The sequence below is a fragment of the Bradyrhizobium sp. WSM4873 genome (genome assembly GCF_055811355.1).
In genome coordinates this window covers 84,739-99,515 of the sequence record NZ_JBVVPS010000024.1, presented here as the reverse complement: position 1 = coordinate 99,515, position 14,777 = coordinate 84,739, and the positions used below count along the sequence as shown (strand labels likewise).

14 protein-coding genes are annotated in these 14,777 nt (G+C 65.1%); 10 read left to right on the top strand and 4 right to left on the bottom strand.

Going from position 1 to position 14,777, the window contains the following annotated elements; translation table 11 throughout:
* Window positions 1-69 precede the first annotated feature (69 nt).
* The 10 genes from proB (at window position 70) to AC0L21_RS27140 (ending at window position 9,959) form a co-directional block, all read left to right on the top strand.
* Window positions 70-1,191, top strand: coding sequence for a glutamate 5-kinase (proB, locus tag AC0L21_RS27185; protein WP_279668884.1), 1,122 nt, complete (start codon window positions 70-72; stop codon window positions 1,189-1,191).
* A 266-nt stretch (window positions 1,192-1,457) separates the two neighbouring features.
* Window positions 1,458-2,753: a glutamate-5-semialdehyde dehydrogenase gene (locus AC0L21_RS27180; protein WP_473264782.1), complete on the top strand. Its 1,296-nt coding sequence runs from the start codon at window positions 1,458-1,460 to the stop codon at window positions 2,751-2,753.
* Between the two features lie 20 nt (window positions 2,754-2,773).
* Window positions 2,774-3,418 (top strand): nicotinate-nucleotide adenylyltransferase, encoded by a 645-nt coding sequence (locus AC0L21_RS27175; RefSeq protein ID WP_473264781.1) that lies wholly within the window; start codon window positions 2,774-2,776, stop codon window positions 3,416-3,418.
* 238 nt (window positions 3,419-3,656) lie between these two features.
* Window positions 3,657-4,013 (top strand): ribosome silencing factor, encoded by a 357-nt coding sequence (gene rsfS / locus AC0L21_RS27170; protein ID WP_007604366.1) that lies wholly within the window; start codon window positions 3,657-3,659, stop codon window positions 4,011-4,013.
* A gap of 95 nt (window positions 4,014-4,108) precedes the next feature.
* Window positions 4,109-4,591: a 23S rRNA (pseudouridine(1915)-N(3))-methyltransferase RlmH gene (gene rlmH, locus AC0L21_RS27165; protein ID WP_473264780.1), complete on the top strand. Its 483-nt coding sequence runs from the start codon at window positions 4,109-4,111 to the stop codon at window positions 4,589-4,591.
* A 33-nt stretch (window positions 4,592-4,624) separates the two neighbouring features.
* Complete coding sequence (locus AC0L21_RS27160) at window positions 4,625-5,986, top strand: murein hydrolase activator EnvC family protein (protein WP_473264779.1); 1,362 nt, start codon at window positions 4,625-4,627, stop codon at window positions 5,984-5,986.
* Window positions 5,983-7,338, top strand: a complete 1,356-nt coding sequence (locus AC0L21_RS27155) for a S41 family peptidase (RefSeq protein ID WP_007598902.1) — start codon at window positions 5,983-5,985, stop codon at window positions 7,336-7,338. Before AC0L21_RS27160 ends, AC0L21_RS27155 begins: the two co-directional genes overlap by 4 nt.
* A gap of 143 nt (window positions 7,339-7,481) precedes the next feature.
* Window positions 7,482-8,714, top strand: coding sequence for a divergent polysaccharide deacetylase family protein (locus AC0L21_RS27150; protein ID WP_473264778.1), 1,233 nt, complete (start codon window positions 7,482-7,484; stop codon window positions 8,712-8,714).
* A 75-nt stretch (window positions 8,715-8,789) separates the two neighbouring features.
* The gene (locus AC0L21_RS27145) at window positions 8,790-9,293 is read left to right on the top strand and encodes an RNA pyrophosphohydrolase (protein WP_007604352.1); all 504 of its coding nucleotides are present in this window, start codon (window positions 8,790-8,792) and stop codon (window positions 9,291-9,293) included.
* Between the two features lie 165 nt (window positions 9,294-9,458).
* Window positions 9,459-9,959, top strand: coding sequence for an RNA pyrophosphohydrolase (locus tag AC0L21_RS27140; protein ID WP_473264777.1), 501 nt, complete (start codon window positions 9,459-9,461; stop codon window positions 9,957-9,959).
* A 34-nt stretch (window positions 9,960-9,993) separates the two neighbouring features.
* On the opposite strand, the gene AC0L21_RS27135 is transcribed toward AC0L21_RS27140, so the two are convergent.
* From AC0L21_RS27135 to AC0L21_RS27120, 4 genes are all read right to left on the bottom strand, one after another.
* On the bottom strand, window positions 9,994-11,622 hold the full coding sequence (locus AC0L21_RS27135; protein ID WP_473264776.1) for an adenylate/guanylate cyclase domain-containing protein: 1,629 nt from the start codon (window positions 11,620-11,622) through the stop codon (window positions 9,994-9,996).
* Window positions 11,623-11,773: 151 nt separating this feature from the next.
* Window positions 11,774-12,181 carry a F0F1 ATP synthase subunit epsilon gene (locus AC0L21_RS27130; protein WP_473264775.1) on the bottom strand — a complete coding sequence of 136 codons (408 nt, stop codon included), beginning with the start codon at window positions 12,179-12,181 and terminating at the stop codon, window positions 11,774-11,776.
* Window positions 12,182-12,268: 87 nt separating this feature from the next.
* Window positions 12,269-13,711, bottom strand: a complete 1,443-nt coding sequence (gene atpD, locus AC0L21_RS27125; protein ID WP_473264774.1) for a F0F1 ATP synthase subunit beta — start codon at window positions 13,709-13,711, stop codon at window positions 12,269-12,271.
* A 52-nt stretch (window positions 13,712-13,763) separates the two neighbouring features.
* Entirely contained in the window at window positions 13,764-14,639 is an 876-nt protein-coding gene (locus AC0L21_RS27120) for a F0F1 ATP synthase subunit gamma (RefSeq protein WP_473264773.1), read from the bottom strand.
* Window positions 14,640-14,777: the final 138 nt, after the last annotated feature.

Sequence of the window (14,777 nt, the reverse complement as noted above, 5' to 3'; positions counted from 1 at the left end):
CATCGTCCTGCTGCAAAAGCAGGCCTTACCGGCGCCGCTCTCCAGCACGTACACACACCACATACACACATGGCCAGCCCCGAACTCAGTCAATTCCGCCGCATCGTCGTCAAGGTCGGCTCCGCGCTGCTGGTCGATTCCGACAAGGGCGAGGTGCGGGCGTCCTGGCTTGCCGCGCTCGCCGACGACATGGCCAAGCTGCATCGCGAGGGGCGTGACGTTCTCGTCGTCTCCTCCGGCTCGATCGCGCTCGGCCGCAGCCGCCTGAAATTGCCGCGCGGCCCGCTGAAGCTGGAGGAGAGCCAGGCAGCCGCCGCCGTCGGTCAGATCGCGCTGGCGCGGATCTGGTCGGAGGTCCTTGGCGCCCACGGCATCGGCGCCGGCCAGATCCTGGTGACGCTGCAGGACACCGAGGAGCGCCGCCGCTACCTCAACGCGCGCTCCACCATCGGCAAGTTGCTGGAATGGCGCGCAATCCCCGTGATCAACGAGAACGACACGGTCGCCACCAACGAGATCCGCTACGGCGACAATGACCGCTTGGCCGCGCGCGTCGCCACCATGGCGAGCGCGGATCTGCTGGTGCTGCTGTCCGACATCGACGGTCTTTACGACGCCCCGCCGAAGAACAACCCGAACGCCAAGCTCATTCCCGTCGTCGACAGCATCTCCTCCGAGATCGAGGCTGTGGCAGGGGAGGCCGAGTCCGAGCTATCGCGCGGCGGCATGCGCACCAAGGTCGAAGCCGCAAAAATCGCGACCACCGGCGGCACGCATATGCTGATTGCCTCGGGCAAGATCGAGCATCCGTTGCAGGCGATCGCCGATGGCGGCCGCTGCACCTGGTTCCTGACGCCTGCCAATCCCATCACCTCGCGAAAGCGCTGGATCGCAGGCTCGCTGGAGCCGAAGGGCACGCTGACCATCGACGCCGGCGCGGTCGCAGCGCTGCGCGCGGGCGCCAGCCTGCTGCCAGCCGGCGTGATCAAGGTCGAGGGCCAGTTCGCCCGCGGCGACGCCGTGATCGTGCGCGGCCCCGACACCAGCGAGGTCGGCCGCGGCCTGATCGCCTATGACGCCGACGATGCCGAGCGGATCAAGGGCCGCTCCTCCCCCGATGTGATGGCCATCCTCGGCATCAGCGGGAGGTCCGAGATGATCCACCGCGATGATCTGGTGATGGGCGGGTAAGGGCCGGCAGACGCCCAAACCGTCATGCCCGGGCTTGTCCCGCCTGCGCGGCCGAAGCCGCTTCGGCGAGGCGAAGGCCCGGGCATCCACGTTCTTTCTTGCTGGCGGCAAGGCGTGGATGGCCGGGACAAGCCCGGCCATGACGTCGGAGCTGGGCCAGTGGCCGAGGTGGCACAACACCGGGAGACCAGCCATACCCGCCCCGCCCTTCGCAAAAGCGGGATTTCCGTGCTAGGACACCGCCTTAGCAGAAGGTTGAAACTCCCATGGCCGCCCCCCTCAAAGCCGTCGACGGCAATGCCGATCTTCAGGCGCTGATGACCGATCTCGGTACCCGTGCCCGCGCTGCCGCGCGCGTGCTGGCGCTGGCGCCGCCGGAGCAGAAGAACCGGGCGCTCGAGGCCATGGAGCGGGCGATCCGCAACAATGCAGCCGCGATCCTTGCCGCCAATGCCGAGGACGTCACCGAGGCCCGCGCCTCAGGAAACGCCACCTCGTCCTTCATCGACCGCCTGACGCTGACGCCGGCGCGGGTCGAGGGCATGGCCGAGGGCATCGGCATCGTGCGCGGCATTGCCGATCCGGTCGGCATCGTCACCGAGAGCTGGCAACGGCCGAATGGCATGACCATCGAGCGCGTGCGCGTGCCGCTCGGCGTCGTCGGCGTGATCTTCGAGAGCCGGCCGAACGTTGCGGCGGACGCCGGCGTGCTGTGCCTGAAGTCGGGCAATGCCGTGATCCTGCGCGGCGGCTCCGACAGTTTCCGCTCCTGCCGCGCGATCCATGAATGCCTGGTGCAGGGCCTGCGCGAAGCGGGCCTCCCCGAGGCTGCAATCACGCTGGTACCGACGCGCGACCGCGCGGCGGTAGGCCAGATGCTGTCGGGATTGAACGGTGCCGTCGACGTGATCGTGCCGCGCGGAGGCAAGAGCCTCGTCGCACGTGTCGAGCAGGAAGCGCGCGTGCCGGTGTTCGCGCATCTCGAAGGCGTCAATCACGTCTATATCGACGGCAGCGCCGACCTCGCCATGGCGAAATCGATCGTGCTCAACGCCAAGATGCGCCGTACCGGCGTCTGTGGCGCCGCCGAGACACTGCTGGTCGATCGCGCCGCTGCCGGTAAAAACCTGAAGCCGCTGATCGAGATGCTGATCGAGGCCGGCTGCGAAGTGCGTGGCGACGACGCTGTGCAAAAGACCGATGCGCGCGTCAAACCCGCGAGCGCGGACGATTGGGACACCGAATATCTCGATGCGATCATCGCAGCGAAGGTGGTCGACGGCGTCGACGGCGCGATTGCGCATATCCAGAACCACGGCTCGCACCATACCGATGCGATCGTGAGCGCCGATGAGACCGCTGCGAAGAGATTCCTCAGCGAAGTCGATTCCGCGATCGTGCTGCACAACGCCTCGACACAGTTCGCCGACGGCGGCGAGTTCGGCTTCGGCGCCGAGATCGGCATCGCCACCGGCAGATTCCATGCCCGCGGCCCGGTTGGCGCCGAGCAGCTGACGAGCTTCAAATATCGCGTTCACGGCACCGGGCAGACGCGGCCGTAGACCACGCAGGGCGCGGGGCATTGAGCAACAATTTCATCGCGCCACGTTTCTTCGCGCAGGCCATACCTACCCATACCTCGGGCATGCGCATCGGCCTGCTCGGCGGCTCGTTCAATCCGCCGCACCAGGCCCATCGCGCGATCAGCCAGTTCGCGCTGAAACGCCTCCAGCTCGATCGCGTGTGGTGGCTGGTGACGCCAGGCAATCCACTGAAGGAGAACGGTGCGCTGCACGAGCTTGGCGCGCGCATGCAGGCCGCGCGCGACGTGGCCGACGATCCCAGGATCGAGGTGAGCTGTCTCGAATCCGTCATTCGCACGCGCTATACCATCGACACGATCAACACCTTGCGCCGCCGCCTCTCGGGCTTGCGCTTTGTCTGGATCATGGGCGCCGACAACCTCGCTCAATTCCATCGTTGGCAGCACTGGCGGCGCATCGCCGATCAGGTGCCGATTGCGGTCATCGATCGCCCGCCACAGAGTTTCCGTGCCCTCGCCTCTCCCGCCGCCCAGGCGCTCAGACGCTACCGCTTGCCGGAGAATGAGGCGCCATTGCTTGCGGATCGGGCCGCCCCGGCCTGGGTGTTCCTGACCGGTATGAAGCTGAATCTCTCGTCGACCGGCTTACGGAACCCGGACGGAAGCTGGAAAGGTACGAAGTGAGTCAGATTGTGCGAACGCCATCCGGCCTTCGGGCTCTCTGGCATATTGAAACCCTTAACCCCACATGATGTAGTGTAACCAGTGGGCGCCGGATTCGGCGTTCGCGATACAGTGAAAGGAATGGTCCCTGACCACATCTGTATTGTCCAAGACAGCCTCATCCAAGACGGCTTCACCGAAGTCTGTTTTACCCAAGGTTGCCAAGCCTACGCGTAAAACATCGACCAAAGCTGCGGCCTTGAAGGCGCAACCCGACGCCGACAAGACGCTGAGCCTGATCCTCTCCCGCCTCGACGACATGAAGGCGGAGGAGACGGTCACCATCGACCTTCGCGGCAAATCGGCCTACTCCGACTACATGATCGTCACGACCGGCCGGGCCAACCGGCACGTCGGCGCGATCGCGGAGAACGTCGCCAAAGGCCTCAAGGAAAACGGCATCAAGAACATCCACGTCGAGGGCTTGCCCAATTGCGACTGGGTGCTGATCGATTCCGGCGATGTGATCGTGCACGTGTTCAGACCCGAGGTCCGCGAATTCTACAGTCTCGAGAGATTGTACACGCAGGGCCCAGGGGCGGCGAAGGCGATCTAAAGGCTGCTGGCCGATTTCGAATCGGCTGACGCGCATGCTAGCGTCGTGCGCGCGCATATCGCGCGCGGTCCAGAAAACGCGACCCTGAACATATCATGCGCATAGCCGTCATTGCGGTGGGCCGGCTGAAGCAGGGCCCCGAACGGGAGCTTGCCGACCGCTATTTCGAGCGGTTCGATGAGGCCGGCCGCAAGCTCGGATTCCGCGAGCTCGCCATCCACGAATTGCCCGAAAGCCGCGCGCGCGATACGGCGACGCGGATGGCCGAAGAGGCCGCGGCGATCTCCGCGCATATTCCCGAAAAATCGGTGCTGGTGGCGTTGGACGAGCGCGGCCAGAATCTGGATTCGACCGTATTCGCACGGCATCTCGGCCGCTGGCGCGACGAGGGTTCCGGTCATACTATCTTCATGATCGGAGGGGCGGACGGACTTTCGCCCGAATTGCGCCGTAAGGCCAAGCTCGCGATCGCGTTCGGCTCTGCGACCTGGCCGCATCAAATGGTCCGCGTCATGCTTCTGGAACAGCTTTATCGGGCCGCCACCATTCTGGCCGGCCATCCCTATCACCGCGCGTGATCCGCGCCACAACGAGCACCTTTGCCCAAAGCGATGCGAGCGCCTGTCCTCAACCTGCTGCTGATCGCCGGCGTTGCCGGCGCAAGTATTTTGGGCGCAAGTATCTTGGGCGCAAGCCTCGCGCAAGCTCAGACGCCTGCACCGCAGACTGCGGCTGTCGCGCCCGATGCGATCAAGCAGCGCGAGCAGGAGCTCGAAGCCGCGCGCGCCAGCAAGAAGAGCGCCGAGGAAGCGCAGGCCAAGCTCAAGGCCGAGATCACCTCGCTCGGCCAGGACCGCACCCAGCTCAATCAACAATTGATCGACACCGCCGCCAACGTGCGCACCGTCGAGACCAAGATCGACGAGGCCGAAGCGCGGCTGCGATCGCTGAACGGCCGCGAGCAGGCGATGCGCAGCTCGCTCGATTTACGCCGCGCCGACATCGTCGAGGTGCTGGCGGCCTTGCAGCGCGCCGGAAGGCGGACGCCGCCGGCACTTCTGGTACGGCCCGAGGATGCCCTGCAATCGCTGCGCACGGCGATGCTGCTCGGTGCCGTGGTGCCGGAATTGCGCGGCCGCGCCGAAAAGATCGCAGGCGAGCTCGGCGAACTCGTGGCCTTACGCAAGACCATCGCGACCGAGCGGGACCAGCTTGCCTCCGACCGCGACAAGGTGCGCAACGACCAGACCCGGCTCGCGGCTCTGGTCGACGAGCGGCAGCGTCAGCAGGCGTCGCGCGAAAAGGACCTCGACGCCGAGAATGCGCGCGCCGTCGCGCTCTCGAGACAGGTCGGCGATCTCCAGGGGCTGATCGCCAAGATGGAGCAGGATCTGCAAAGCGCCGCCAAGGCGGCCGAGAAGGCGGCTGAGGCCGCCAGGCAGGCCGAGGCCAAGGCGGCTGCAAACGCGGCCGCCAGCGCCAAGACCGGCCCCGGCGCTTTCAAGGATCGTTCCCGGACCACCCCTGCGATGGCCTTCGCCGCGGCCAAGGGCCTCCTGCCTCTTCCGGTTAACGGTAACAAGATCAGGGATTTCGGCGGTTCGGACGGGCTCGGCGGGGTCCAGAAGGGCATTTCGCTGGCGAGCAGGCCCGGCTCCCAGGTCACGACGCCGTGTGATGGCTGGGTTGTCTATGCCGGCCCGTTCCGCAGCTATGGACAACTCTTGATCCTCAATGCCGGGGGCGGGTATCATGTGCTGATCGCCGGGATGGAGCGCATTTCGGTCAACATCGGTCAGTTTGTGCTCACGGGGGAGCCTGTCGCGACCATGGGGTCGACTTCTCAAGTCGCCTCCATTCTCGCCACGAACGCGAGTCAACCTGTGCTCTATGTCGAGTTCCGCAAAGACGGCACTCCAATCGATCCAGGCCCATGGTGGGCCGCAAATGAAGGCGAGAAGGTTCGCGGATGATGCGCAAGACTTCAGTTATCCTCCTCAGCGCGGCCACCGGTGCGGCGCTGACGCTGTTCGTGACGCAACCGCGCGCGGTCTTCATGGGCTCCAGCGCGCGAGCCGCCACCGCGGACACCTATCGCCAGCTCAATTTGTTCGGCGACGTCTTCGAGCGCGTACGCTCGGACTATGTCGAGAAGCCCGACGACACCAAGCTGATCGAATCCGCGATCAGCGGCATGCTCACCGGTCTTGATCCGCATTCGAGCTACATGGATGCCAAGAGCTTCCGCGACATGCAGGTGCAGACCCGCGGTGAGTTCGGCGGCCTCGGCATCGAAGTCACGATGGAAGACGGCCTGATCAAGGTGGTCTCGCCGATCGACGACACCCCGGCCTCGCGCGCCGGCGTCATGGCCAACGACATCATCACCAATCTCGACGACGAAGCGGTGCAGGGCCTGACCCTGAACCAGGCGGTCGAGAAGATGCGCGGCCCCGTCAACACCAAGATCAAGCTCAAGATCATCCGCAAGGGCCAGGACAATCCGATCGACGTCACGCTGGTGCGCGACAACATCCGCGTCCGTTCGGTGCGCGCCCGCATCGAGGCCGACGACATCGCCTATATCCGCATCACCACCTTCAACGAGCAGACCACCGAAGGCCTGAAGCGCGAGGTCGCCAACCTCTCGAATCAGATCGGCGACAAGCTGAAGGGCTACGTCATCGACCTCCGCAACAACCCGGGCGGGCTGCTCGAGGAAGCGGTCACCGTCTCCGACTCCTTCTTGGAGAAGGGCGAGATCGTCTCGACCCGCGGCCGCAATGCCGAGGAGACCCAGCGCCGGACCGCGCATACGGGCGACCTCACCAAGGGCAAGCCGGTCATCGTGCTGGTCAACGGCGGCTCGGCTTCGGCGTCGGAGATCGTCGCCGGCGCGCTGCAGGACCACAAGCGCGCGACCATCGTCGGCACGCGTTCGTTCGGCAAGGGCTCGGTGCAGACCATCATTCCGCTCGGCTCCGGCAACGGCGCGCTGCGTCTGACCACTGCGCGCTACTACACGCCGTCGGGCAAGTCGATCCAGGCCAAGGGCATCGTGCCCGACATCGAAGTGCTGCAGGACGTGCCGGACGAGCTGAAGTCGCGCACCGACACCAAGGGCGAAGCATCGCTGCGCGGCCATCTCAAGAACGACGGCGACGAAAAGACCGGCTCGCAGTCCTACGTCCCGCCGGACGCCAAGGACGACAAGGCGCTCAAGCTCGCCGACGATTTGCTCCACGGCATCAAGAACAGCGCGTCCGCGGCGCCCACACCGGGCGGCGACAAGGCCACGACCGACAAGCCCAAAGCGGCGAACTAACTCGGCGCATCGCGATCTGACGAAAAGGGCGACTCCCGGAGCCGCCCTTTTTGCTTGGAACTCCTGCTATCCCCGGCCTATCCCGGCCTGCCGCCGCTTGACCTCGGCGTGGTATCGTCATCTCGAGTGATTCGGGATCGCGCATGACTGAAACGGCCGATGATCTGAGCGCCCCGCTCGGACGGGACAAGCCGCGCCGGAAACGCCGGCTGCGGCTGCCGTTCACGCCCATGCAGCTGCTCGCAGTCCTGCTCGGCCTGTTCCTGGTCACCTTTGCCGGCTTCGCCATATTCAACAAGGATCCGCTCGGCGGCGAGCCGATGACGCGGCTCGCGATCCGCGAGCCCAATGCCGCAGACAAGGCCGGCGACGACAAGCCGGCCGCCGCCAGCCACAGCCAAGAAAGCAAGCAGGACAGCAAGCAAGAGACCAGGGACGCACCGAAGCAGGCGGGCGAGCAGAAGACCGTCACCATGATCGACGGTTCCACCGGCACGCGCCACGACGTGGTGATCGGCGGCGATGCCGCCGGCAAGAGCGAGGCGGCCTCGGCCTCCGCACCGCCGCCCGTCATGGCCGGGATCGACTCAAAACTCCTCGAGAAATCGCGCTATGGCATGATCCCCGCGATGTCCGGGGATCTGAAGCCGTTCAACGTCTATGCGGCGGATGCCGACCGCGCCAAGGCCGCCAAGATGCCGGTGGTCGCAATCCTGATCGGCGGCCTGGGCGTCGGCGCCGCCAAGACCACCGATGCCATCATGCGGCTGCCGCCGGCGGTGACGCTGGCCTTCACGCCTTACGGCTCCGATCCAGGAAAACTCGCCGAGCGCGCCCGCGCCCAGCGCCACGAGATCTTCCTCCAGATCCCGATGGAGCCCTATGACTTCCCCGACAATGATCCGGGACCGCAGACGCTGCTGACGTCGCTCAGTGCCGACCAGAACATGGACCGCCTGTACTGGCATCTGAGCCGGATGCAGGGCTATGCCGGCCTCACCAATTTCATGGGCGCCCGCTTCATCGCCACGGAGCCGGCGATGCAGCCGATCATTCGCGAGGCGGCCAAGCGCGGCCTCGGCTTCTTCGACGACGGCTCCTCGCCCCGCAGCATCGCGCCCCAGGCCGCCGGCAGCCTCGCGATGCCGTTCGGCAAGGGCGATATCGCGATCGACGCAGTGCCGACCCCGGCCGAGATCGACCGCGCCCTGACCAAGCTCGAAGCCGCGGCACGCGAGCGCGGCGTGGCCGTGGGCACCGCCTCCGCCCTCCCGGTCTCGATCGAGCGCATTGGCGTCTGGACCAAGACGTTGGGCGACCGAGGTATCCTTTTGGTGCCATTGACAACCGCGATGCTGAAATCAAAATCCAGCTAAATCAACGGATTGGTACGGCACAGGCCCGCGGGGCCTGCTTCAGCCATACCGACAGCATGCGAGAGGTCTGGCGGAATGGCGCGTTACGAGGATCTGCCCTACCGGACCTGCGTCGGCGTGATGTTGCTCAACAAGGACGGACTGGTGTTCATCGGCCGGCGCGCCGGCGGCATCGAGCATGTCGACGACACCCATGTCTGGCAGATGCCGCAGGGCGGCGTCGATCCCGGCGAGGACAATTGGGAGGCTGCCAAGCGCGAGCTCTATGAGGAGACCAGCGTGCGTTCGGTCGAGCGGCTCGGCGAGGTTCCGGACTGGCTCACTTACGACATTCCACGCACGGTCGCCGGGCGCGCCTGGAAGGGCCGCTACCGCGGTCAGCGCCAGAAATGGTTCGCGGTCCGCTTCACCGGGAAGGACAGCGAGATCAACGTCGAAAAGCCCGGCGGCGGCCACAAGGCCGAGTTCGTGAGCTGGCGCTGGGAACCGATGAAGAACCTGACCGGACTGATCATCCCGTTCAAGCGTCCGGTCTACGAGCGTGTGGTCAAGGAATTTTCCGCGCTGGCGCAGGATTAGTTCAGGTCGCCATTCCAGGTTGATGCTAGAGCCAGTTCCGTTCCGATGGAATCGGAACGGGGCTCTAGTTTTTTATTTTGACGCGTTTTCTTGACGCGAACCGGTATCCACTTCGCTCGAAAACGCTCTAATGCATCGCCTGAAATGACGACGAGAGATCCACGCGTGAGCACTGAAAAACCCTACCGTCCCAATGTCGGAATCGCGCTGTTCAATGCCGACGGCCGCGTGCTGATCGGGCACCGCTTCAAGGGCGACGGACCCGAGATCATCCTGCCGGGCCTCGACTGGCAGATGCCGCAGGGCGGCGTCGACGACGGCGAGGATTTGCGCGATGCCGCGCTGCGCGAACTCTGGGAAGAGACCAGCGTCAAGAGCGCAACCTATCTCGGCGAGACCGACTGGCTGACTTACGAATTCCCGCCCTATGACGGGCCGCAGACGCACCGGCTGGCGAAATTCCGCGGCCAGCGCCAGAAATGGTTCGCGCTGCGCTTCACCGGCAAGGATGACGAGATCGATCCGCTGACGCCGCGCAACGGGCAGCCCGCCGAGTTCGACGCCTGGCGCTGGGAGCGGCTCGATCGTGTCCCCGATGTCGTGGTGCCGTTCCGCCGCCACGTCTACAGCGCCGTGGCACAGCAGTTTGCGCCGTTCGCAAACTAAAACGCGAAAACCACCCGAGAGCCAGTTTTCAGCCCTAATTGATCGGCCCGACCGTGAATGGGCCGATTGCGATGACGTGGCAATCGCGGTCGCTCTTGGCGCAGTCGGCGAGCGCGGAATTGACGGCTGTCTGCTCGTCGGCGGCCCTCAGACCGAAGCCCGGCCGGCCCGCGGTGCCGACCGCGACGGCATTCCAGCCCATGCCGTCGGCGAGCTTACGCACGACCTCGTCGCGCGCATCGGCGACGATCGAGGCGTTAGACGCCGCGTGGAAGAAGCCGGTGATCCTGAGCAGGGTCGGGATCGGCACGACGAAATTCTCGTCGACCGCAACGACCAGGCAGGCGACGCCGGCGATCGCGCCGCACGATTCCAGCGAGCGCCGCGCGGCATCGTCGGCGGATGCTGCGCCCATCACCATGAAATATTGTCCGCCCGGGCCGAGCGCGACCGAGCGGGATTTTGCCGCGGGCACGAACATGTTCTCGAGCCGGACCTTGGCGGGCTCGCGCACCATCGGAAAATCTTTCGAGGCGAAGGCGCGCTCGGTCATGGCGTCATGCCGGACGAAGGGTTGCGGCGGCATCGGGGGCTTGCCGTGCGTGTAGACCACGTTGTTGCCGACAGCATAGAGCTCGCAGCGCCGCGGCGATTGCGCGGCATCGGCGCGCTTCTGGCACTGATCGAGTGCGGCGTTGCGCGCGGCTTCCTCGTTCGGCTGATTCAACGACGCGCCGGTGAACCCGCCGACATTGAGCGCGAACGCCTTGTAGTCGCCGGCCGCGGAATAGTCGCCCGCCAGGTAGTTGCGGATGCGCTCGTTGATGAAGGGGACGTTGTCGGCGGGAAACTTGCCCGCCATCGGCGAAGCCGATGGTGCCGGCATGGGCATCGGCGCTTTCGCCGCCATTGTGGATGACGAGCCTGGCGCTGTTGATGCGGGGCTTGATACAGGGCTTGATACAGGGCTTGGCGTGATCGCTGCGATTGACGGCGCCCTGGTCGTCTCCAACTTGGTGAAATAGAGGAAGCCGCCGACGCCGATGGCGACGACGGAGACGACACCGACCACCAACGGCCACATCCAGTTCGGCGCGGCCGCAGCCTTCGCCACCCTCTTGATCTGCGGCGTTGCGTAGCTGCCGTCCCCGCGCCGCATCGCCACCATGTAGGCATGCACCGGCGTCGGGATGTTCTTGACCTCCTGCGCGCCGATATCGGCGAACTGCACCGACAGCTTGTTGGCGACCTGCTCGTGCACCGCGCGGGAGACGCAGATGCCGCCGATCTCGGCGAGGCCCTCGAGCCGGGCGGCGATATTGACACCGTCACCGAGCAGATCACCGTCTCGCTCGACCACGTCGCCGATGGTGATACCAATGCGGAACGACATCTGCCGGCTTGGCGGATAGGCCATGTTGCGGGTTCGCAGGGATTCCTGGATGTCGATGGCGCAACGCACCGCATCGACGGCGCTTGGAAATTCCGCGAGCACGGCGTCGCCGGCAGTGTTGAAGATGCGTCCGCCCGCCCTGGCAATGAAATCGTCGACGACCTCGCGATAGGAGGCGAGACGCCGCAGCGTCTCCTCTTCGTCTTCCGCGACCAGTCGTGAATAACCGGCAATATCGGCTGCGAAAATCGCTGCGATCTTGCGTTTCATCTGCGGCCGGCCCCCGGAACAAAGTTCGCGGGCGCAGAATGGCGCTATCGGCGGCGCGGTGCAACAAAGTTTCAGCGCCCGCCACTTCCGTGACGAGCGCTGAACTTATTCAGGGATTTGTAGCTTGAGCCCCGGCGCGGTGCACCGGGGCTTAGTGCATAGCCGTGGTGTTGAGCTCGTGCTGGATGCTCTTGAAGTGGTCGAGCCGCGCAATGGCTTGATCGAGCTCGTTGCCTTCGTGCTCCTTCAATCCCTCTTCCATCTCAGAGACGGTCGCGGCGAACTGGGCGCGGTCGAGTTCGGCCAGCGAGGTCGCGACGTCGGCGAGCACGGTCAGGCCCTTGTCGGAAACTTCAGCGATACCGCCGAGCACGATAATCTTCTCGTGCCTGCCGCCGATGGTCACGGTGAGAATGCCGGGCCGGATCGCGGCCACGACCGGCGCATGTCCCGCCAGCACGCCGAAGTCACCCTCGACGCCGGGGATATCGACCTGGTCGACCTCGCCCGAGAAGGCGAGCTTTTCCGGCGAGACGAGATCGAAGTGGAAGGTGGCCATGATAAACCTGCGAATAGCGAGTGGCGAATAGCGAGTGACGAACAGGAGCAGCGTACTATTCGCTACTCCTTATTCGCCATTCGCTTCTTAGGCCGCTTCAGCGGCGAGCTTCTTGCCCTTCTCGATCGCCTCTTCGATGGTGCCGACCATGTAGAAGGCGGCTTCCGGCAGGTGGTCATACTTGCCTTCGCAGAGGCCGCGGAAGCCCTTGATGGTGTCCGCGAGGTCGACGAACTTGCCGGGCGAGCCGGTGAAGATTTCGGCGACGTGGAACGGCTGCGACAGGAAGCGCTCGATCTTGCGGGCGCGGGCCACCGTCAGCTTGTCCTCTTCCGAAAGCTCGTCCATGCCGAGAATGGCGATGATGTCCTGCAGCGACTTGTAGCGCTGCAGCACCTGCTGGACCTGACGCGCGGTGTCATAGTGCTCCTGGCCCACGACGAGCGGCGAGAGCATGCGCGAGGTCGAGTCGAGCGGATCCACCGCCGGATAGATGCCCTTTTCCGAGATCGCGCGGTTCAACACCGTGGTGGCGTCCAAATGCGCGAACGAGGTCGCGGGCGCCGGGTCGGTCAAGTCGTCGGCCGGAACGTAAATGGCCTGCACCGAGGTGATCGAACCCTTCTGCGTGGTGGTGATGCGCTCCTGCAGCGCGCCCATGTCGGTGGCGAGCGTCGGCTGGTAGCCCACGGCGCTCGGGATACGACCGAGCAGCGCGGACACTTCAGAACCGGCCTGGGTGAAGCGGAAGATGTTGTCGACGAAGAACAGCACGTCCTGGCCCTGGTCACGGAAGTGCTCGGCGACGGTCAGACCGGTGAGGCCGACGCGGGCGCGGGCGCCGGGCGGCTCGTTCATCTGGCCGAACACCAGCGCGCACTTCGACTTGACGCTCGGATCCGGATTGTGCGGATCGGCGTTGACCTTGGACTCGATGAACTCGTGATAGAGGTCGTTGCCCTCGCGGGTACGCTCGCCTACGCCGGCGAACACGGAGTAGCCACCGTGCGCCTTCGCAACGTTGTTGATCAGCTCCTGAATCAGCACGGTCTTGCCGACGCCGGCGCCGCCGAACAGGCCGATCTTGCCGCCCTTGGCGTAGGGCGCGAGCAAGTCGACGACCTTGATGCCGGTGACGAGAATTTCCGCTTCGGTCGACTGATCGGTGTAGGTCGGCGCTTCCTGGTGGATGGCGCGCTTGCCTTCGGACTGGATCGGACCGGCTTCGTCGATCGGCTCACCGATCACGTTCATGATGCGGCCGAGCGTGCCCGCGCCGACGGGAACAGAGATCGGCTGACCGGTGTCGGTCACTTCCTGGCCGCGGACCAGACCTTCGGTCACGTCCATCGCGATCGTGCGCACGGTGGACTCACCGAGATGCTGCGCAACTTCCAGCACGAGGCGGATGTTGCCGTTCTTGGTTTCCAACGAATTCAGAATGGCCGGCAGATGGCCTTCGAACTGAACGTCGACGACGGCGCCCATGACCTGGGTGACACGACCGACCTGGGTAGCTGCTGTAGCCATGAAGCTCTCCTTCGAAATTCTTTACTTGAACGACCGTCGTTTGGTTCGTGCGTCAGACCGCCTCGGCGCCGGAGATGATCTCGATCAGCTCCTTGGTGATCTGGGCTTGACGGGTTCGGTTGTAGATCTGGGTTTGCTTGCGGATCATTTCGCCCGCGTTGCGGGTGGCGTTGTCCATCGAGCTCATCTGGGCGCCATAGAACGAGGCGTTGTTTTCCAGCAGCGCGCGGAAAATCTGTACCGCGATATTCCGCGGCAACAGGCCGGAGAGGAGCTCGTCTTCCTCCGGCTCGTAATCGTAGGACGTCGACGGCGCATTCGCCGCCTTTTCTTCCACGGTCAGCGGAATGATCTGCTGCGCGGTCGGGACCTGGGCGATGACCGACTTGAACTGCGCGTAGAACAACGTGCAGACGTCGAATTCGCCGTTGTCGAAGCGGGCCAGAACCTTCTTGGCGATGTCCTCGGCGTTGAGGAAGCCGAGCTGACGAACGCCGCGCAGGTCGAGGTGCTCGACGATCTGTTTGTCGTAGAGGCGACGGAGCTGCTCGTAGCCCTTGCGGCCGACGCAGAAAAATTTGACTTCCTTGCCCTGCGCCATCAGCGTCTGGGCGCGCTCGCGCGCGAGGCGCACGATCGAGGAGTTGAACGCGCCGGACAGGCCGCGCTCGCCGGTGCAGACCAGCAGCAGGTGAACCTGATCCTTGCCGGTGCCGCCCAGCAGCACCGGCGCGCCGGGCGAACCGGCGGCAGCGCTGGCGATGTTGGAGATCACCGCGCTCATCTTGTCGGCATAGGGCCGCGCCGCCTCGGCCGCTTGCTGGGCGCGGCGCAATCGGGACGCTGCGACCATCTGCATGGCCTTGGTGATCTTCTGCGTCGCCTTTGTGGAGGCGATGCGGACGCGCATGTCTTTAAGTGACGCCATTCTTCGTTCACCCCGGCGGTTCGATCCCCTGGATCAAGCCGCTAGCCTATCCCAGTCGTTATGCCCGGGCGTGTCCCGGGCATCCACGTCTTCGTCTCCATGCGGTGAGGCACGGAAGGCCGGGACAAGAAGCCCGGC